Below are 18,537 nucleotides of genomic sequence, written 5' to 3' on the forward strand. Positions count from 1 at the left end.
GTGTAAGGAAGACAGATGACTGAAGCGTATGATCTTGTTGTAATCGGTGCCGGTTCTGGCGGTGTCCGGGCGGCGCGCATGGCCTCGTCCCATGGCGCGCGCGTGGCGATTATCGAGGAATACCGGGTCGGCGGCACATGCGTTATTCGGGGATGTGTGCCCAAAAAGCTGTTTGTCTATGCCAGCCGGTTCAGCGAAGTATTTGATATTGCCGGGAGTTTTGGCTGGTCGGTGGACGCCAGCTTTGACTGGGCGACCTTGCTGGCCAACAAGAACAAGGAAATCGACCGGCTGGAAAATGCCTATGTCTCGACGCTTGAGAAATGGGATGTTGAGATTATCCGGGACCGGGGCGTGATTGAGGGCCCGAATGCGGTGCGGCTGAAGAATGCTGACCGTGTTCTTGAGGCCAAGCACATTCTGGTGGCGACTGGCGGGCATCCGTTCAAGCCTGCAATCCAGGGCGCTGATCTGGCCATTACCTCGAATGAGGCATTTCATCTTGAAACCCTGCCGGACTCCATTCTGATTGAGGGTGGCGGGTATATTGCTGTGGAGTTTGCCGGGATATTTGCCGGGCTTGGCGTGAAAACCACGCTGGCTTATCGCGGCGACCGGATTTTGCGCGGCTTTGACGACGACATGCGTGTCGGGCTTGAAGAAGGCATGCGCAGCCGGGGCATCAATTTCATCTATAATGCGTGCACCGAACGGCTGGAGCAGGCTGACAAGGGCATTCGGGCCATCTTTTCCGACGGGCAGGACCATCGTTACGGAGCGGTGATGTATGCGACGGGACGTGTGCCGAACACGATGGGGCTGGGGCTGGAAAATGCCGGTGTGCAGCTGACCCCGCGCGGTGCGGTTGCCGTCGACAAATTCTCGGCGACCAATGTTGCCTCGATCCATGCCGTGGGCGATGTGACTGACCGGGTGGCGCTGACGCCGATTGCCATTCGCGAAGGGGCGGCGTTTGTGGAGACCATATTCAACAGCAATCCCACGGCGGTGGACCACAGCCTTATTCCAACCGCTGTATTTTCCGAGCCGGAACTGGGTGTGTTGGGGCTGACTGAAGCGCAGGCGGCGATGGTATGCGATATCGACGTTTATGTGGCCCGGTTCCGCCCGATGATGAATACGCTCAGTGACAAGCCGGAGCGCATGGTCCTGAAGCTGATCACCGAAAAGGGCGGCGGCAAGGTGCTGGGATGCCATATTCTGGGGCCGGGCGCTGGCGAAATGATTCAGCTGGTCGCGATCCCCATGGCGATGGGCGCGAACAAGGCGGACTTTGACCGGGCTGTTGCGGTGCACCCGACTGCCGCGGAAGAGCTGGTGACGTTCAAAGCCCCGAACTACACTTATACCAATGGTGAAAAAGACCTATAAATCCGCATTCTGGATAAACCAATTCAATCAGAATGTGAGACGGATGCGGCATGTTTGGGCCGATTATCCTTGGCAGGGCGGGCCGCCCTTGGTAGACCCGCGCTCAAATTCGTCCTTAGCCCGAGCAATTTGCGAGTAAAATCATGAGCACCTGGACCCCTGACAGCTGGAGACAAAAGCCCGTTTTGCAGGTGCCTGCCTATCCGGATAGCGCGGCCCTGGCGCGGGCAGAGGCCCGGTTGGCAACGTTTCCGCCGCTTGTGTTTGCCGGCGAGGCCCGGGATCTGAAAACCCATCTGGGTGATGTGGCGCGGGGCGAGGCGTTTTTGCTGCAGGGCGGCGATTGTGCTGAAAGTTTTGCCGAGCATGGCGCTGACCATATCCGGGATTTCTTCCGCGTGTTCCTGCAGATGGCGGTTGTTTTGACCCATGGCGCTTCAAAGCCGGTGGTCAAGGTTGGCCGCGTGGCCGGCCAGTTTGCCAAGCCGCGTTCGGCGGATACGGAAACCGTGGATGGTGTGGAGCTGCCAAGCTATCGCGGCGATATCATCAATGGCATTGAGTTTACCCCGGAAGCCCGCATTCCGGACCCTGAGCGCCTTGTCATGGCGTATCGGCAGTCAGCGGCAACGCTGAACCTGTTGCGGGCCTTTGCCTCGGGCGGTTTTGCCAATCTTGAGCGGGTGCATGAATGGACCGTTGGCTTCATGAAGGGGTCCAACTGGTTCCCCGCCTATGAAGATGTCGCCCAAAAGATTGATGGCGCGATCAACTTCATGCGGGCGATGGGGATTACGGCGGACAATACGCCCGCCTTGCGCGAGACCAAGTTCTTCACCAGCCACGAAGCGCTGCTGCTTGGGTATGAAGAAGCGCTGACGCGGCAGGATTCCATCACCGATGAATATTATGCCACATCGGGGCATATGCTGTGGATCGGTGACCGGACCCGGCAGCCTGATGGCGCGCATGTTGAATATTTCGCCGGTATCAAGAACCCGATCGGGATCAAGTGCGGGCCGAGCCTGAGCAATGAAGACCTGTTGCAATTGCTCGATAAGCTGAACCCGAACAATGAGGCGGGGCGCATTACGCTGATCGGCCGTTTTGGTGCCGAGAAGGTGCGTGAGCATCTGCCGCGGCTTATTGAGGCTGTGAAGGCTTCCGGACATACGGTTGTGTGGTGCTGCGACCCGATGCACGGCAATACGATCAAGGCGAATAATGGCTACAAGACGCGCCCGTTTGATCTGGTGCTGGCCGAAGTGAAGGCGTTTTTTGAGGTGCATCGCGAGATGGGCACCTATGCCGGTGGCATTCACGTTGAAATGACCGGTGACGATGTGACCGAGTGCGTGGGTGGTGTGTCGGCTGTGACCGAGGCGAGCCTTTCGGACCGGTATCACACGCATTGTGACCCGCGCCTCAATGCCAGTCAGGCGCTGGAACTGGCGTTTCTGGTGGCCGCGGAAATTGCCGGGCAGAACCCGGCCCAGGCCAATCAGGATGCCGTTGCCAGCTAGCCTTTCGCCACGTGCTTTAAGTAAATGTGCGGAGATTTAGGGGAAGATTAACCCTAATGGGGCATGAATATCTTCGATTGTTTGGGTTTGTCCCGCGTACCGGAGAAGATTTATGCCCCGTTTTATCCCGGCTGTAGCGCTTGCTGGCGCTGTTCTGTGCTCTGCACCTGCCTTTGCAGCAGATTACCTTGAAGGTATGCCCGGCGGTTTTCGTGATGGCTACAAGGCCGACTGGGATATGAGCGATGCGGGTGATCCGCTGGATTTCGAATTTGGTACCCGCTACTGGTATTCGATGGGGCGGTTCAACATGAACAGCGCGTCGGACAGTTTCAGCACCAATGACACCGGGCATGTTCTCGAGCTTTACGGGCGCATCGACGATAATTCGACCGCGACCTATCTCAAGGGAATTGCCGGGTATTCTGTTGCATTGAACTCGGATTACAACACCTCCGGCGCGACCGGCAGTTCCGAGGGCGGGCAGGTTTATTATGCCGGTGCCGATTTCGGCTATCTGGGGCTGGGCAACGAGAATTTCGGCTTTGGCGGCTTTGTCGGCTATCAGTTCCAGAATGACTCGCCGTTTACCGGGCGGCATCTGGGGAACACGACGAATATCAATTACAACATGTTGCGCCTTGGGCTGGCAGCACGTGCCAACCTTGGCGACCAGGTGGATCTGACCGCAGAAGCGGCGATTATTCCCTATGCACGGGTCGATGGGCAATTGGCGATGGACCCGACAGTGGGCGCCAGCTCCGGCGGCTCGCTTGAGGGCACGCTTTATGGCGCTGCGGGCGAGGTGATGCTCGGCTTCCATCCAACGGACAACATGACCATTCGCGGTGGTGGACGTGCCTGGTATCTGACCGGGCCGGCCAATGTGGCCTACACACCTTCGGGTGGTGGCGCGGAAACGCCATCAAGCTTCTCGCTGTTCCGGTTCGGGGCGCTTGCGGAACTCACCTACGCGTTCTAGCGCCTGACGGGCTGGCAGCGCTTGCCCTGTGCGGCGCGGCAGGATAAGTCTTGCCGCGTTTTCCACTAGCTTCGAGCTGCTTACGTGACCGACCGACTTCGCATTGCCCTGGCGCAGCTGAACCCCACGGTTGGCGCTATTCAGGCCAATTTTGCACTTGCAAAAGAGGCGCTGGACAAGGCCGAGGCCGCCAAGGCCGATATCCTGCTTTTCCCGGAATTGTGCCTGACGGGCTATTTTCCCGATGATCTGCTGTTCAAGCCGCAATTTGTGGCGGACGCGATTGCTGCCGCCAAGGCGCTGGCCAAACTGAGCCGTGACACTGGTGTAAGCCTGTTGATCCCGACGATCTGGCGGGAAGGCGACAAGCTTTACAATGCTGTTGTGCTGGCTGAGGACGGGGCCGTTCTGGATGTGCGGTTCAAGCATGATCTGCCCAATGACGATGTTTTCTATGAGAAACGCTATTTTACTGCCGGGCCGCTGCCTGAGCCGCTGACCGTGTGCGGGGTGCGCATCGGTGTGCCGATCTGCGAGGATATCTGGTGGACCCCGGTTTGTGCGGCGCTGCAAGAGGCCGGCGCGGAAATGCTGCTGTGCCCGAACGGCTCGCCCTATTGGCGTGACAAGCACCATGTGCGGCGCGAGCTGGTGCGGGCGCGGATCAAGGAAACCGGGCTGCCGCTGATCTATCTCAATCAGGTGGGCGGGCAGGACGAACTGGTGTTTGACGGGGCTTCGTTCGGGATGGATGCATCGGGCGAACTGGTGCTTGAGGGCGAATCTTTTAAATCGGACTTTATTGTTTCGGATTGGGAGAAGACCGGGGACACATGGGCTTGTGTTGCGGGGCCGAAGCTCGATCTGGTCTCGGTCGATGAAGCGCCGTGGCGGGCCTGCGTGCTGGGCTTGCGCGATTATTTGCGCAAGAACGGTTTCAAACAGGTGGTTTTGGGGCTGTCGGGCGGGATCGATTCTGCTGTGGTGGCGGCGATTGCCGTGGATGCGGTGGGGCCTCAGAACGTGCACTGCATCATGCTGCCTTACCGGTATACCTCGAAAGAGAGCCTTAAAGACGCTGAGGATTGTGCCAGGCTTTTGGGCGTGCGTTATGACGTGGTGGCGATTGGCGGGCCGGTTGATGCGGCGCTGGGCGAATTGCAGCCGGTATTTGGCGACCACACGGAAGGGCTGACCGAGGAAAACATCCAGTCGCGCATGCGCGGGACGATGCTGATGGCGATTTCCAACAAGCTGGGGTCAATGCTGTTGACCACCGGCAACAAGTCGGAAATGGCGGTGGGGTATGCCACGATTTATGGCGACATGAATGGCGGCTTCAACCCGATCAAGGATCAGCTGAAAATGCAGGTCTATCATCTGGCGGCATGGCGCAATGCGCATATGCCCGACGATTGTTTTGGGCCTGAGGGCACGGTTATTCCGCAGGCGATCATTTCGAAAGCGCCGAGCGCTGAATTGCGGCCGGACCAGACCGATCAGGACAGCCTGCCGCCATATCCCGTGCTGGATGCCATTCTGGTGGCGATGATCGAGGAAGAGCTGTCGGTGGCCGAAATTGTGGCCAAGGGCTTTGAGCGCGATCTGGTGAAGCGGATCGAGAAGCTGGTCAATATTGCTGAATACAAGCGGCGGCAGTCCGCGCCGGGCGTGAAGCTGACGCCGAAGGCGTTCGGGCAGGGCCGCAAATATCCGATTACCAATGGCTACAGGGATGAAACCGGTTCCAAATGACGACTGTACGCTTTGCGCCTTCACCGACCGGCCAAATCCATCTGGGCAATGCCCGGCCTGCGCTGCTGAACTGGCTCTATGCCCGGGCCAATGCAGGCAAATATGTGCTGCGGTTTGACGATACCGATCTGGAGCGGTCGAAGCGGGAATATGCGGATGCGATCGAGACGGACCTTGCCTGGCTGGGGGTGAGCCCGGACCTGATTGTGCGCCAGTCGGAGCGGTTCGACCTTTATAATGCGGCGCGTGACCGGCTGGTGGCGATGGGGCGGCTTTATCCCTGCTATGAGACGCCGGATGAGCTGGACCGCCGCCGGGCGCGGGCGCGGGCCATGGGGCGGCCGCCGATTTATGACCGGGCGGCGCTGAGCCTGACCGATGAAGACCGTGCCAAGCTGGAGGCCGAGGGGCGCAAGCCGCACTGGCGCTTCAAACTGGATGCCAAGCCGGTGACGTTTAATGACCTCATTCGCGGCGAGCAGACGGTCAATACCGCCTCGATGTCCGATCCGGTGCTGATCCGGGGGGATGGGACCTATCTCTACACGCTCCCCTCGGTGGTTGATGACATTGATCTGGGGATCAGCCACGTCATTCGCGGTGAGGACCATGTGTCCAATTCGGGCGTGCAGATTGAACTGTTTGAGGCATTGGGGGCGACCCCGCCGGTTTTTGCGCATCATAATCTTTTGACCGATGAGCAGGGGCAGGGGCTGTCGAAGCGGCTTGGGTCGCTGGCGATTGCTGAATTGCGGGCCGACGGGTTCGAGGCGATTGCGGTGGCGACCATGGCGACGCTGACCGGCACCAGCGTGGCGATTGAGCCTGTGGCCTCAACTGACGAACTGGCAACGAAGCTTGATTTCTCGATGATCTCGCACGGGCCGGCGCGTTATGCCCCCGCCGAGCTGGAAAGCCTCAATGCGCGCATTCTGCATGCCATGCCCTATGATGTGGCCGCGCCACGGCTGAAAGCGCTGGGGCTTGAGGGTGAGGCGATGTGGCTGGCGCTACGGGAAAACCTGAAGCGGTTTGATGACATCACCGACTGGGCCAGGCTGATTTCCGGGCCGGTTGCTTCTGCGGCCAGTGCGGACGACACGGCATTTCTGGCCGAGGCCGCGGCGTTGCTGCCGCAGGAGCCGTGGGATGAGACGACCTGGCGCGACTGGACGTCTGCGCTCAAGGAGACGAGCGGGCGCAAGGGGAAGAGCCTGTTCGAGCCGCTAAGGCTGGCGCTGACGGGCCGTCATGATGGTCCTGAACTCAGGATCCTTTTGCCTTTGATTGGCCGTAAGGCGTGTCTGGACCGACTAGCCTGACCTTGCGGTCGCCAATGGTGACGGTGCGCTGAGGGGTTTGTGCCAGGGGCGTGAAGGCTGGGGCGATTGCCGGGGTTTCACCCTCCTGTAGCGGCCGGCGGCGCGGCAGCGGCACGTGAATGACGTCTGCCGTGATAATCTCACGGGCACGGCGCGGGTCGCGTACGGGCAAAGGGAATGAAGCGTTTTCGAATTCAACAATGGCGCGGGAGCCGGTGCCGTCAGCGCTGGCGGTGAGGCTGATCGCGCCGTAATCGATCTGCTGTTTGCAGGTGCAGCTTTTGTCGAATTCGCGGCGGTAGCGGAAGGCATTGCCCAGAGAGGTATAGGGCTGGCCGTTGATGCTGACCATGTCTTCAGGGTTTTCGCCGGGATTGCGGTAATAATAGAGTTCGACATCCGTGCCGGGACACTGGGCCTGGCACTGGCTGGCATCCTCGCCAAGATAATCGCTGACGGTGGAAAAGCTCACCGGCCAGTAATACCCGTCGCAGGAGCGGACGCAGACGGTGCGCAGGGTGGACATGCCGCCATAGCCGTAATCATAGCCGAAGCCTTCATCAACAATGTCCCCTTCGCGGCCAAAGAGAAGGTCGAACAGATTGCCTGATGTGCGGCGATTGTCGCGTGTGGTGACGGTTGCGCGCGAGCGCGTGCCTGTGCCGCAGCCGAAGCGGGCGACCTGTTGCAAGGCCAGTTCACGCTGTTCCATGACGGCCTGACCGGTCTGGATGTTGGCGGCGAGCTTGTTATAGGCGGCACGGCCCTGGGTGATGCGGCGGGCAACCAGACGGCATTCGCGGTTAAGGCGCGCACCCTGATTGAGCTGGGCCTGACAACCGCCGCGCACAAAAATGCTTTCGGCATCCTGCATGTCGGCGGCGATGCGGCGGGCGTCGCGGGTATTGCTTTCCAGATTGCGGAAATCGCGGTTACGGTCGAGAGACGAGAGGGTGCGCGAAAGCTGGTCGCAGCTCTGGGACTGGGCGTAGGCCAGTTGATCGGCTGAAATGCCGACGAGCGCGACGGCGAGGAAAACAGATCTGCGCAACAGGTTAGTCAGTGTCATGCGCATGCGATTATGTCTATCCTTACCTAATCCAGCCGCTGCCACTATGCCGAATCTCTCTCCAGTGGCAGATTGAAAGACAAGCTGTGGCTGAATTTCTTTTAATCCGGGTAAACATGCTACCCGTTCCCCAGTCAAAACTCGAGGATGATGGTTTTTAGATGAAGCTTGCAACGCTGAGAAACGGACGCCCGGACGGCCAATTGGTTGTTGTCTCCCGTGATCTTACCAGATTCGTCTCTGCGGGGCGCATTGCGCCGACATTGCAGGCGGCACTGGATATGTGGGAGGAGGCCGCCCCGCTGTTGCAGAATTTGAGTGATGAACTCAATGCAGGCGGCATTGCCGGGCAGGATTTTGAGGCCGGGCTGGCGCTGGCCCCGCTGCCGCGCGCCTATCAATGGATCGACGCGGCGGGCTATCTGGGACATCTGGAGCGGGTGCGCAGCCTCAAGGGATCGAAGGATGCGGAACTGCAATCGCACAGCCCGCTGATGTATCAGGGCGGGTCTGACAGCCTGAGCGCGGCGACAGACGCGATCCTTATTCCTGAAGACGGGTTAGCGACGGATTTTGAGGCAGAGGTTGCGGTGATTACCGGGCCTGTGCCGATGCGGGCGACCAAGGCGGAAGCTGAGGCGGCGATCCGGCTGGTGACGGTTTGCAATGATGTTTCGCTGCGCCGCCTTGTGGTGGATGACCTGCAGAACGGGTTTGGGTTTTTTCATGCCAAGCCGGCAACGGCCTTTGCGCCGGTGGTGGCGACGCTGGATGAACTTGGTGATATCTGGCGGGACAACCGGTTGCATGCGCGGGTGCAGGTGGATGTGAACGAGAAACTGTTCGGCCAGCCCAATGCCGGGGAAGGCATGCATTTTGATTTTGCCGACCTGATTGTTGCCGCTACCCAGACGCGGCAATTGGGTTGTGGGACGATTATCGGTTCGGGCACGGTGGCCAATGACCATGACGAAGTGTTGCCGATCAAACGGGACGGCACCGGGTTTGCCTGTATTGCTGAAGCGCGCACCGTTGAGAAAATGAAATTCGGCAAGGCGTTGACGCCTTTTCTTAATCCCGGCGACCGGGTGCGGATTGCCGCGCGGGACGCAGAGGGCAAGGCTATTTTTGGCGCAATTGAGCAAGTGGTTGAAGTTTCATTGCGTGACGCCTGAGGGAGATTGGTGTGCGGGAGCCGCAAATCATCACGCATCTGTGATTGGATTTTGGTCGATTGTGTACGGCTGTTTCGTATTTCAGGACAATTTGATCGATAGATTGAACTTGCATGGGCAGCGTTGCCGCGATTGCATTCGTTTTGAGCCGACCAGAGACAAATTCGCATATCCCGGAGAGGACAAAGAATGAAACTCAACAAGATTACCGCCGCCGTTTTGGCCGGCCTGATGACCGCCAGTTTTGCAGCGCCGGTTATGGCTGATACCGCGCTGACGGGTGCCGATGCCATTGCCAAACGCCAGGAACTGATGAAGCTCAATGGTATGACCCTGCGGGCAGCCGGTTCGGCGACGGGCGATGAGGCGGTTGCCGCTGCCCAGACGTTTGTCGACAATTTCACCATGCTGGAAACATTGTGGCCAGAAGATTCCCAGGGTGGGGAGAGCGACGCGCTGCCTGCGGTCTGGGAAGATCATGACGCGTTCATGATGGCGATGAGCAACGCATCGGCTGCGGCCGGGACCGTGCTTTCGGCGGCACAAAGTGGCGATATGGCCGCTTATGGAGCGGCCCTGAAGGGGTTGGGCGCGACATGTGGCGGGTGCCACAAGACGTTCAAGCAGCCCTGATTCTGCGCGATAACCTATGAAATTCGAGGCGGTGCGACGGCACCGCCTTTTTTCTGTCAGTCATACAAGTTTGCAAAAGCGCTTGATTTCGGCGTTTTTGGCCGTCATTGTGCGGTTCATGAAAACCGTTAACCTGATCTGCATTACCTGCTGCATCATTATCCGCTAACCTCTCGGTGGCGGCACGGTTTTCTGTACTCTCAAGAACATGACCCGAGCCTTGCCACCGGCATCCTTTTTGCGTGGGCATGGACTTTAAAAAAAATGACTTCGGGCACAGTTGCACAGTTGAGATTTTACGACACCTATTCGCGGCAGAAGCAGGATTTTGTGCCGCTCGATGCGCGTAATGTGCGGCTCTATGCCTGCGGGCCGACGGTTTATGACTATGCCCATATCGGCAATGCGCGCCCGGCCATCGTGTTCGATGTGCTGTTCCGGCTGTTGCGCCACGTCTATGGGGAAAGCCATGTCACCTATGTGCGCAATATCACCGATGTGGATGACAAGATAAACGCCCGAGCGGCACGGGATTATCCCGACCTGCCGCTCAATGAGGCGATCCGCCGGGTGACCGAGGCGACCGGCGCGCAATATCAAAAGGATGTTGCTGCGCTGGGCTGCCTGCCGCCAACGCATCAGCCGCGCGCGACCGAAACCATTGATGAAATGGTGACGATGATTGCCGCACTGGTGAAGAAGAAACATGCCTATGTATCTGACGGTCATGTTCTTTTCAGCGTGAAAAGCTGGAAGAAGGGCTGGAAGAACGAATATGGCAAATTGTCCAACCGGTCGCTTGACGAAATGATGGCGGGCGCGCGGGTTGAGGTGGAAGACTACAAGCGCGATCCGATGGATTTTGTGCTGTGGAAGCCCTCGACACCGGAAGAGCCCGGCTGGGACAGCCCCTGGGGACGTGGACGCCCGGGCTGGCATATTGAGTGCTCGGCCATGGCTGAGAAATATCTGGGCGATGTTTTCGACATTCATGGTGGCGGGATCGATTTGTCCTTTCCGCATCACGAGAATGAACTGGCCCAATCATGCTGCGCCAATGGCACCGACCGGATGGCGCAAATCTGGATGCATAACGGGTTCTTGCAGGTTGAAGGCCGCAAGATGTCGAAATCGGAAGGCAATTTCATCACCATCCACGATTTGCTGGAAACCGATAAATTTGGCGGACGGCAATGGCCGGGCGAAGTGCTGCGGCTGGCGATGTTGATGACGCATTACCGGCAGCCGATTGATTTTTCGATTGAAAAACTGAAGACGGCCGAGACTGTGCTGAACCAGTGGTACCGGGCAATCGGGGATGCGCCGGCGGCGGAGACGAGCGATTATGCGGTTAATCTGGTCAATGCGCTGCGCGATGATTTGAACACGTCTGCTGCAGTGAACGAATTGCATGCGGCGGCCGACAGCGCCAGCGAGGGCGCAGCGGACTGGGCGGGGCGGATGAAGGCGGCGGCGAATGTGCTGGGACTGCTGGAACATACTGCCAGCGAATGGTTTCAGGGCGGGGCGGCGGATAGTGCCGATATTGAAGCGCAGATTGCAGCGCGGCTTGCGGCACTGGAGGCAAAAGATTTTGCCAGGGCTGATGAAATCCGCGCCGAGCTGCTGACAAAAAATGTCCAGCTCATGGATTACAAAGACCCTCAGTCCGGCACCCGCCGGACCAAATGGGAGATCAAGTTATGAGCGGAATAGATCACATCGGCATTCTGGTTGAAGATATTGATAAGTCAGTTGATTTTTATAAAGTCGCGCTGGCGCCCCTGGGCATTGAATGTGTGATGGATTTTAGCCATGAGGGGCAACGTCACGCCGGTTTCGGCGACAATGACAACCCGTATTTCTGGTTGTCGGGTGGCGGGCGTGTGCCGGGAAATCATGTTTGCTTTTCGGCCGGCAGCCGGGCCGAGGTAGACGCTTTTTATGCTGCGGCAATGCAGGCCGGCGCAAAGGACAATGGTGCACCGGGCCTGCGTCCGCATTATCACGCCAATTATTACGGGGCGTTTGTGTTTGATCCGGACGGACAAAACATAGAGGCGGTGTATCATGGCCCAGACTGAGACGCTTACAGGCGGATGCCAATGCGGGGCGGTGCGGTTTGCCACCAAGCTGGTGGGGCGCCCCTCGATCTGTCATTGCCGCATGTGCCAGAAGGCGTTTGGCGGCTTTTTCGGGCCGCTGGTGACCTCGCATGACGGGCGCTGGACGCGCGGTGCGCCGAAATGGTTCCAGAGTTCGAACCTGGCGCGGCGTGCCTTTTGCGGCGATTGCGGCACGCCTTTGGCCTATGAGACCAAATACGGGCTGGAGCTGGCGATCGGTGCGTTTGATGAGCCGGCGAAGGTGGCACCAGCCATTCAGGTCAATCTCAATGACAAATTGCCGTTTTTCGAGGTGCTGACCAGCCTGCCGGTGGTTGACGAGCCCGGCGCGGAATGGCTCGATTTCATGGCGGGCATTCATTCCAACCAGCATCCGGACCATGAGACGGATGACTGGGCGATTGAGAGCGGGGAGCCGTCATGATGCCGGACGATCTGGCGATGAGCGGAGGCTGCCAGTGTGGGGCGGTGCGCTATCACGCGACATCGTTTCGCAATGATGCCCATATTTGCCACTGCCGCATGTGCCAAAAGGCAGTGGGCAATTATTTTGAGGCGCTGGTGGGCGTGCCCCTTGCGGCGTTCAGCTGGACGCGGGGGACGCCTGCGGTGTTTCAAAGCTCGGAACATGTTGAGCGCGGGTTCTGTCATCAATGTGGTACGCCGCTGTTTTATCGCGACGCACGAAGCGAACATATTTCGCTGACGATTGGCGCACTGGACCATCCTGAGCGGATCAAGCCGGCCACCCAGGACGGGATTGAGGGGCGCATGCCTTGGTTTGCAACGCTGACTGATGTGCCCGATGCCGGAGAGACGGAAGCGGCGGACCCGGCATGGGCGGCGGCGATCAAAGCCAGCAATTATCAACATCCCGACCATGACACTGAAACCTGGACTGTAAAAGAGTAATCAAATGGCCAAAGAACGCCTGTACCTGTTCGACACGACCCTGCGCGATGGCGCGCAAACTGCCGGAATCGAATTCTCGCTGGAGGACAAGATTTCCGTGGCGGCGCTGATCGAGCAATTGGGCGTCGATTACATTGAGGGCGGTTATCCCGGGGCCAATCCGGTGGATACGGCGTTTTTTGAAAAGAAGCGCACCAAAAAGGCTGTGTTTACGGCTTTTGGCATGACCAAGCGGGCCGGGCGTTCGGTGGAGAATGATCCCGGCGTGCAGGATATTCTCAATTCGGCAGCGGAGGCGACCTGTTTTGTGGCCAAGGCCTGGGATTATCAGGTGGAGCTGGCGCTGGGGATTTCGCCAAAGGAAAATCTCAAATCGGTGACGGCCTCTGTCAGTGCGTCTGTGGCGCGGGGCAAGGAAACCATGCTCGATTGCGAGCATTTTTTCGACGGGTACAAGGCGAACCCCGCCTATGCGCTGGATGTGGTGAAAACGGCGCTGGCGGCGGGGGCGCGCTGGATTGTTTTGTGTGACACCAATGGCGGCACCATGCCCGCGGAAATCACCGAGATTGTGGGGGAGGTGATGAAAGTTTGCCCGGGGGACCGGCTGGGTATTCATGCCCATGACGATACCGGGCAGGCGGTGGCGAATACGCTGGCGGCGGTGGCCGCGGGGGTGCGGCAGGTGCAGGGGACGCTCAATGGCGTGGGCGAGCGCTGCGGTAATGCCAACCTGATCACGCTGATCCCGACGCTGATGCTGAAAACCGGATTTGCGGAACGGTTCACCACAGGCGTGAGCCAGAAGCAATTGGCCGGGTTTACCCGTATCTCGCGAGCTTTTGATGATCTGCTCAACCGGGCACCTGCGCGGCAATCGCCCTATGTGGGGACATCGGCCTTTGCGACCAAGGCGGGCATTCATGCGTCTGCGCTTTTGAAAGATCCCGCAAGCTATGAGCATGTGGCCCCGGAGACTGTGGGCAATGAGCGCGCGGTGATGGTGTCGCAACAGGCGGGCAAATCCAACCTGCTGACGGCGCTGGCGCGGCACAAGATCAAAATCGAGAAAGATGACCCTCGGCTCAACACGCTTTTGCGTGAGGTGAAGGAACGCGAGGCGCGCGGCTATTCCTATGACGGGGCTGATGCGTCGTTTGCGCTATTGGCACACCGGGTGCTGGGCAGCCTGCCGGAGTTTTTTACGGTTGAAAGCTATCGCACGGCGATTGAGCGGCGGCACAATGCCAAGGGCGAGCAGATCACGGTGAGTGAGGCTGTGGTGAAAATCCGGGTGGATGACAAATTGCTGATGTCGGTGGCGGAAGGCAATGGTCCGGTCAACGCGCTCGATTTGGCCATGCGCAAGGATCTGGGCAAGTATTCCGACCGAATCGGTGACCTTGAACTTGTCGATTTCAAGGTGCGTATCCTGGACGGCGGCACGGGCGCGGTCACCCGTGTACTGATAGAAAGCAGAGATGGGACGGGAGAACGCTGGTATACCATTGGAGTTTCGCCAAACATTATTGATGCAAGTTTTGAGGCACTGTATGAGTCCCTTACGTACAAGCTCATGAAGACCGGAGCTCGTGGGACAAAACGGCTCGGATAAAAACACGAGCCGACGCCCCTGCGGAGCCGGCACGGAGGCCTTTTTTGGCGGATACAGCTTCTAGACGTTCTCTCTGGACTACACTTGGTGCCGCAGCGGTGACTATCGTTGTTATTTTGGGGCTGGCAGCGGGACCAACCGCTGTGAGCTGCGCCAGCGATGCAGATGGTTTTGGGACCTGCGTGCGTGCCAAGCTGGCTGATATTGGCCTTTGGCGGCAAGACCCTGCAGCGGTTTCCGTACCTGCCAAGTCAGTTGCGGTGACGAATGAAGCGGTGCCCGATGTTGCAGAGGAAACGGCTGAAGCCGAGCCAGTTGCCACCCCGTCCGAACCTGCCGAAAATGCCCTTGCGCCCCGCCTGGGGCTGGTGCGGGCCGAGCCTGACGGGTCTCTGGTGATTGCGGGCAGTGCCGCGCCGGGTGACGAGGTTGAAATCTACGCCAATGGCGAAATTCTGGGCCGCACAACGGCAGAATCAAGTGGTGACTGGGTGTTTGTTCCGGAGGCGACTTTGCCTGCCGGTGGTGTTGAAATTTCTGTTGCCGTGCCACAGACGGGTGAACTGGCCGCGCAATCGGTGGTTGTGGTCATTCAGGACGACCTGAAGACCGAGCCGCTGGTGGTGGCAAGCACGCCGGGTGAAGCCAGCAAGATTTTGCAGGGTCTGCCCATGCCTGAGCCGGTGACAACGGCGCCGCCAATGCTGGTTGCCGATGTGGAAACTGTGGATGAGGCTGGGCCAGCAGATGACGCTACCGCGCCTGCCGAGCCCGAAAGCGCGCCCATGGAAATGGCGGCTGCGGAAATGCCGGCGGCTGAAGCCGCGGATGAAGCGGTTGCAACTGCGATGAGTGTGGCCGATCCGGCGGCTGAGGCCGAGGCTGAAAGCGCTACGGAGGCTGACGACACTACTGTGGTTGCGATGACGAATGCCGCGGACAATGCCAAGACAGAGATGTCTGCAACGAGCATGGTGCCCCCAACAATCGATGCGGTTGAAGTGGATGGCGCGCGGAACTTCTTTGCGGGCGGCGGCAGTGAAGGCGCGATTGTGCGGCTTTATGTCGATGACCAGTTCATCGCCGATACGGTGGTCAAGGATGGCCGCTGGTTGATTGAAACGCCGATTGACCATCTGCACTCCCCACGCCAGCGCATTCGCGTTGACATGTTGCGGCCGGGCACAGCGGAGGTTGTGGGCCGTGCGGAAGTGAATTTTGAAATCCAGCTGCCTGAAACAGGCGATGCGGTTGCGGTGGCGGATAATGGTGCGGCGGAAGCCGAGATCAATGCCACGGCCGCAGCGGCAGACGCAGGCGCTGCGCTGACAAGCCCGCCTGTGGTGGGTGAGGCGGCGGCGGATGCCTCATCACAGGATGCATCGATGGATGTGGCTGCCAATGATGGTGCGATGGCCGATGAGGCGGCGGACAGTGATGTGCCGACGCTGACAGCTGTGCAGGTCGGCGATCCTGATGCCCAGCGCTTTGCCTCGGGCAAGGCGATTATTCGGGGTGGCGACAATCTTTGGACGATTGCCAGCCGCGTCTATGGCACCGGCTATCGCTACACCACCATCTATCGGGCCAATCGTGACCAGATCCGCAATCCCGACCTGATTTATCCCGGACAGGTGTTTGAATTACCGGAAGCGGACTAAAGACAGAAGCCGCATTGCACAAAGTTTTCTTGTGCTTTGCGGCAGCTTCTTTTATCGTTAAATCACGATGATCGATGAAAACCACCCAGATACGGTTCTGGCGCATGCCATGCGCGCACTCGGGCATCCCGTGCGGCTGAGCATTTTGCGCATTCTTGCGGAAAAATGTGATCCGCAATGCTGCTGCACCGAGGTGACGCAGTGCTTGCCGTTGGCGCAATCAACGGTATCGCAGCATATCAAGGTGCTGTTTGAGGCGGGGCTGGTGAAGCGCGACGCGCGGGGCACCCGCAATTGCTATTCCATCGATTTTGCGCGGCTTGATGCGCTGCAAGCTGCTTATGATTCCTACCTGTCCGGCCTGAGACCAAAACGAGGGACGCCCATACCGGCGTCGATACCGGAAAGCGTATAAAGCGAGTGACCGACATTTCTGACGACAAAGCAAAAGTGAGCGCTGACGAGGGTTCGCTGCTCACGACTATTCGCCATTTGTGGACATATATGTGGCCCGCCGACCGGGCGGACCTGAAACTGCGGGTGCTGCTGGCCATAGGCGCGCTTGTGCTGGCGAAAGTGGCCACCACGCTGGTGCCCTTTGCCTATAAGGGCATTATCGACAGTCTGCCTGAAAGCGGCGTGGCACCAGAGATGATGATGGGGCTGGCGGTGCCGATTGTGCTGGTGATCGCCTATGGTCTCGGCAATATCATGGATTCAGGGTTTCAGCAGTTGCGGGACATCCTGTTTGCCAGTGTGGGGCAGCACGCGGTGCGGCGCCTCGCTTATCAGACCTTTACCCATTTGCACCGGCTGTCGCTGCGCTATCATTTGCAGCGCCGCACGGGCGGGCTGAGCCGTGTGATTGAACGCGGGACCAAGGGCATTGAGACGATTGTGCGTTTCACCATGCTCAACACAGCCCCGGTATTGCTGGAATTCGTGATTGTGGCCGGGGTGTTTTTATACATGTTCGGCTGGTCGTTTCTGGCGATCGTGGTGCTGATTATCTGGCTGTATATCTGGTTCACGGTGAAGGCGAGCAATTGGCGGATTGCCATTCGCCGGGACATGAATGACAGCGATACTGATGCCAATTCCAAGGCAATCGACAGCCTGCTGAATTTTGAAACGGTCAAATATTTCGGCAATGAGAAGCTGGAAGCGGACCGGTTTGACGAATCCATGTCGCGCTATGAGCATTCAGCCGTTCGGATATGGACATCGCTGGGCTACCTGAACTTCGGGCAGGGGCTGATCTTCTGGTCCGGGCTGACGGTGATTGGCGTGATGTCGGTGCAGCGTGTGATGGCCGGGACCATGAGCATGGGCGATTTCGTGCTGGTGAATACGTTCATGATGCAGATTTATCGCCCGCTCAACATGATCGGCTTTGTTTATCGCGAAATCCGGCAGGGGCTGGCCGATATCGAGGCCATGTTCAAGCTGCTGGGGCAGGACCCCGAGATTGTGGATTCGCCGCAGGCTGTGCCGCTGAAGGTTACCGGCCCTGTGTTGCGGTTTGAGGATGTGCATTTTCACTATGATGCGGACCGGCCGATCCTCAAGGGGATCAGCTTTGAAGTGCCTGCAGGCAAGACGATTGCAGTTGTGGGACCATCGGGGGCCGGCAAATCAACGATTTCGCGGCTCATTTACCGGTTCTACGATGTGACAGGTGGCCGGGTGACCATTGACGGGCAGGATGTGCGCGATGTGACCCAGGGCTCCTTGCGGGCGGCGATTGGCATGGTGCCGCAGGACACGGTGCTGTTCAACGATTCCATTGCGTACAATATCCGCTATGGCCGGCCCGATGCGGCAGAGGCCGAGGTGCGCGAAGCGGCGCAGATGGCGCAGATTGGCGATTTCATTGCCACGCTGCCCCAGGGCTTTGAAACGCCTGTGGGGGAACGTGGGCTGAAGCTTTCGGGCGGTGAAAAGCAGCGCGTGGCGATTGCGCGGACCATTCTGAAAAGCCCGCCAATTCTCATTCTGGATGAGGCGACCTCGGCACTGGATACCCAGACCGAGCGTGATATCCAGACCGCGCTCGATGCAGTTTCAGCAGACCGGACAACGCTGGTGATTGCGCATCGCCTGTCGACAGTTGTCGATGCGGATGAGATTATTGTGCTGCGGGGCGGTGAAATTGCCGAACGGGGCACGCATCCTGAGCTGCTGGCGATGGAGGGGCTTTATGCCCAGATGTGGAACCGCCAGCGTGAAGCCACGGAAGCGGAAGAACAGTTCCGTCAGAAGACGGTGGATGCGGATGGTTTCCTCGGCCGGGCAGCGGAGAAGATCGAATAGCATTGGCGAGGCGCTGGTGCCTGCCGCTTCTGGATTGCCGCGCGGCTTCGCCGCTCGCA

At 58.9% G+C, this 18,537-nt stretch carries 16 protein-coding genes; 15 read left to right on the plus strand and 1 reads right to left on the minus strand.

All coding sequences use genetic code 11. The features are described from left to right. Window positions 1-15: 15 nt before the first annotated feature. The 5 genes from gorA (at window position 16) to gltX (ending at window position 6,974) form a co-directional block, all read left to right on the plus strand. Entirely contained in the window at window positions 16-1,392 is a 1,377-nt protein-coding gene (gene gorA / locus L1P08_RS02070) for a glutathione-disulfide reductase (protein WP_303618354.1), read from the plus strand. A 140-nt stretch (window positions 1,393-1,532) separates the two neighbouring features. Next, on the plus strand, window positions 1,533-2,915 hold the full coding sequence (locus L1P08_RS02075; RefSeq protein ID WP_303619476.1) for a class II 3-deoxy-7-phosphoheptulonate synthase: 1,383 nt from the start codon (window positions 1,533-1,535) through the stop codon (window positions 2,913-2,915). Between the two features lie 112 nt (window positions 2,916-3,027). Further along, on the plus strand, window positions 3,028-3,897 hold the full coding sequence (locus L1P08_RS02080) for a hypothetical protein (protein ID WP_303618355.1): 870 nt from the start codon (window positions 3,028-3,030) through the stop codon (window positions 3,895-3,897). An 84-nt stretch (window positions 3,898-3,981) separates the two neighbouring features. Then, window positions 3,982-5,652 carry an NAD+ synthase gene (locus tag L1P08_RS02085; protein ID WP_303618356.1) on the plus strand — a complete coding sequence of 557 codons (1,671 nt, stop codon included), beginning with the start codon at window positions 3,982-3,984 and terminating at the stop codon, window positions 5,650-5,652. After that, the gene (gene gltX, locus L1P08_RS02090) at window positions 5,649-6,974 is read left to right on the plus strand and encodes a glutamate--tRNA ligase (RefSeq protein WP_303618357.1); all 1,326 of its coding nucleotides are present in this window, start codon (window positions 5,649-5,651) and stop codon (window positions 6,972-6,974) included. Before L1P08_RS02085 ends, gltX begins: the two co-directional genes overlap by 4 nt. Here gltX and L1P08_RS02095 read toward each other — a convergent pair. Next, window positions 6,919-8,043, minus strand: a complete 1,125-nt coding sequence (locus L1P08_RS02095; RefSeq protein WP_303618358.1) for a DUF2865 domain-containing protein — start codon at window positions 8,041-8,043, stop codon at window positions 6,919-6,921. The two genes, gltX and L1P08_RS02095, sit on opposite strands and share 56 nt — an antisense overlap. Window positions 8,044-8,204: 161 nt before the next feature. Here L1P08_RS02095 and L1P08_RS02100 point away from each other — a divergent pair, with 161 nt between their 5' ends. From L1P08_RS02100 to L1P08_RS02145, 10 genes are all read left to right on the plus strand, one after another. Beyond that, a complete protein-coding gene (locus tag L1P08_RS02100; protein ID WP_303618359.1) occupies window positions 8,205-9,218 on the plus strand; it encodes a fumarylacetoacetate hydrolase family protein in 1,014 nt (337 codons plus the stop codon). Window positions 9,219-9,407: 189 nt separating this feature from the next. Continuing rightward, the gene (locus tag L1P08_RS02105; RefSeq protein ID WP_303618360.1) at window positions 9,408-9,851 is read left to right on the plus strand and encodes a c-type cytochrome; all 444 of its coding nucleotides are present in this window, start codon (window positions 9,408-9,410) and stop codon (window positions 9,849-9,851) included. Window positions 9,852-10,115: 264 nt separating this feature from the next. Continuing rightward, window positions 10,116-11,558, plus strand: a complete 1,443-nt coding sequence (gene cysS, locus L1P08_RS02110) for a cysteine--tRNA ligase (protein WP_303618361.1) — start codon at window positions 10,116-10,118, stop codon at window positions 11,556-11,558. Then, window positions 11,555-11,935, plus strand: coding sequence for a VOC family protein (locus L1P08_RS02115; protein WP_303618362.1), 381 nt, complete (start codon window positions 11,555-11,557; stop codon window positions 11,933-11,935). The genes cysS and L1P08_RS02115 overlap by 4 nt, the downstream gene beginning before the upstream one ends. Next, window positions 11,922-12,401, plus strand: a complete 480-nt coding sequence (locus L1P08_RS02120) for a GFA family protein (RefSeq protein WP_303618363.1) — start codon at window positions 11,922-11,924, stop codon at window positions 12,399-12,401. Before L1P08_RS02115 ends, L1P08_RS02120 begins: the two co-directional genes overlap by 14 nt. Then, complete coding sequence (locus tag L1P08_RS02125; protein WP_303618364.1) at window positions 12,398-12,889, plus strand: GFA family protein; 492 nt, start codon at window positions 12,398-12,400, stop codon at window positions 12,887-12,889. Before L1P08_RS02120 ends, L1P08_RS02125 begins: the two co-directional genes overlap by 4 nt. A gap of 4 nt (window positions 12,890-12,893) precedes the next feature. Next, on the plus strand, window positions 12,894-14,504 hold the full coding sequence (gene cimA, locus L1P08_RS02130; RefSeq protein ID WP_303618365.1) for a citramalate synthase: 1,611 nt from the start codon (window positions 12,894-12,896) through the stop codon (window positions 14,502-14,504). 98 nt (window positions 14,505-14,602) lie between these two features. Next, window positions 14,603-16,165, plus strand: a complete 1,563-nt coding sequence (locus tag L1P08_RS02135; protein WP_303618366.1) for a LysM peptidoglycan-binding domain-containing protein — start codon at window positions 14,603-14,605, stop codon at window positions 16,163-16,165. A 67-nt stretch (window positions 16,166-16,232) separates the two neighbouring features. Beyond that, window positions 16,233-16,580: an ArsR/SmtB family transcription factor gene (locus L1P08_RS02140; protein WP_303618367.1), complete on the plus strand. Its 348-nt coding sequence runs from the start codon at window positions 16,233-16,235 to the stop codon at window positions 16,578-16,580. A 5-nt stretch (window positions 16,581-16,585) separates the two neighbouring features. Next, complete coding sequence (locus tag L1P08_RS02145) at window positions 16,586-18,478, plus strand: ABCB family ABC transporter ATP-binding protein/permease (RefSeq protein ID WP_303618368.1); 1,893 nt, start codon at window positions 16,586-16,588, stop codon at window positions 18,476-18,478. The last annotated feature ends 59 nt before the right edge of the window (window positions 18,479-18,537 follow it).

This window comes from Mariluticola halotolerans (assembly GCF_021611515.1).
GTDB lineage: Bacteria > Pseudomonadota > Alphaproteobacteria > Rhizobiales > Devosiaceae > Mariluticola > Mariluticola halotolerans.

Bases quoted from the DNA above. Each gene is read 5' to 3' on its own strand.
- gorA (WP_303618354.1), top strand. From the start codon at position 16: ATGACTGAAGCGTATGATCTTGTTGTAATCGGTGCCGGTTCTGGCGGT.
- L1P08_RS02080 (WP_303618355.1), top strand. From the start codon at position 3,028: ATGCCCCGTTTTATCCCGGCTGTAGCGCTTGCTGGCGCTGTTCTGTGC.
- gltX (WP_303618357.1), top strand. From the start codon at position 5,649: ATGACGACTGTACGCTTTGCGCCTTCACCGACCGGCCAAATCCATCTG.
- L1P08_RS02095 (WP_303618358.1), bottom strand. From the start codon at position 8,043: ATGACACTGACTAACCTGTTGCGCAGATCTGTTTTCCTCGCCGTCGCG.
- L1P08_RS02100 (WP_303618359.1), top strand. From the start codon at position 8,205: ATGAAGCTTGCAACGCTGAGAAACGGACGCCCGGACGGCCAATTGGTT.
- L1P08_RS02105 (WP_303618360.1), top strand. From the start codon at position 9,408: ATGAAACTCAACAAGATTACCGCCGCCGTTTTGGCCGGCCTGATGACC.
- cysS (WP_303618361.1), top strand. From the start codon at position 10,116: ATGACTTCGGGCACAGTTGCACAGTTGAGATTTTACGACACCTATTCG.
- L1P08_RS02115 (WP_303618362.1), top strand. From the start codon at position 11,555: ATGAGCGGAATAGATCACATCGGCATTCTGGTTGAAGATATTGATAAG.
- L1P08_RS02120 (WP_303618363.1), top strand. From the start codon at position 11,922: ATGGCCCAGACTGAGACGCTTACAGGCGGATGCCAATGCGGGGCGGTG.
- L1P08_RS02125 (WP_303618364.1), top strand. From the start codon at position 12,398: ATGATGCCGGACGATCTGGCGATGAGCGGAGGCTGCCAGTGTGGGGCG.
- cimA (WP_303618365.1), top strand. From the start codon at position 12,894: ATGGCCAAAGAACGCCTGTACCTGTTCGACACGACCCTGCGCGATGGC.
- L1P08_RS02140 (WP_303618367.1), top strand. From the start codon at position 16,233: ATGATCGATGAAAACCACCCAGATACGGTTCTGGCGCATGCCATGCGC.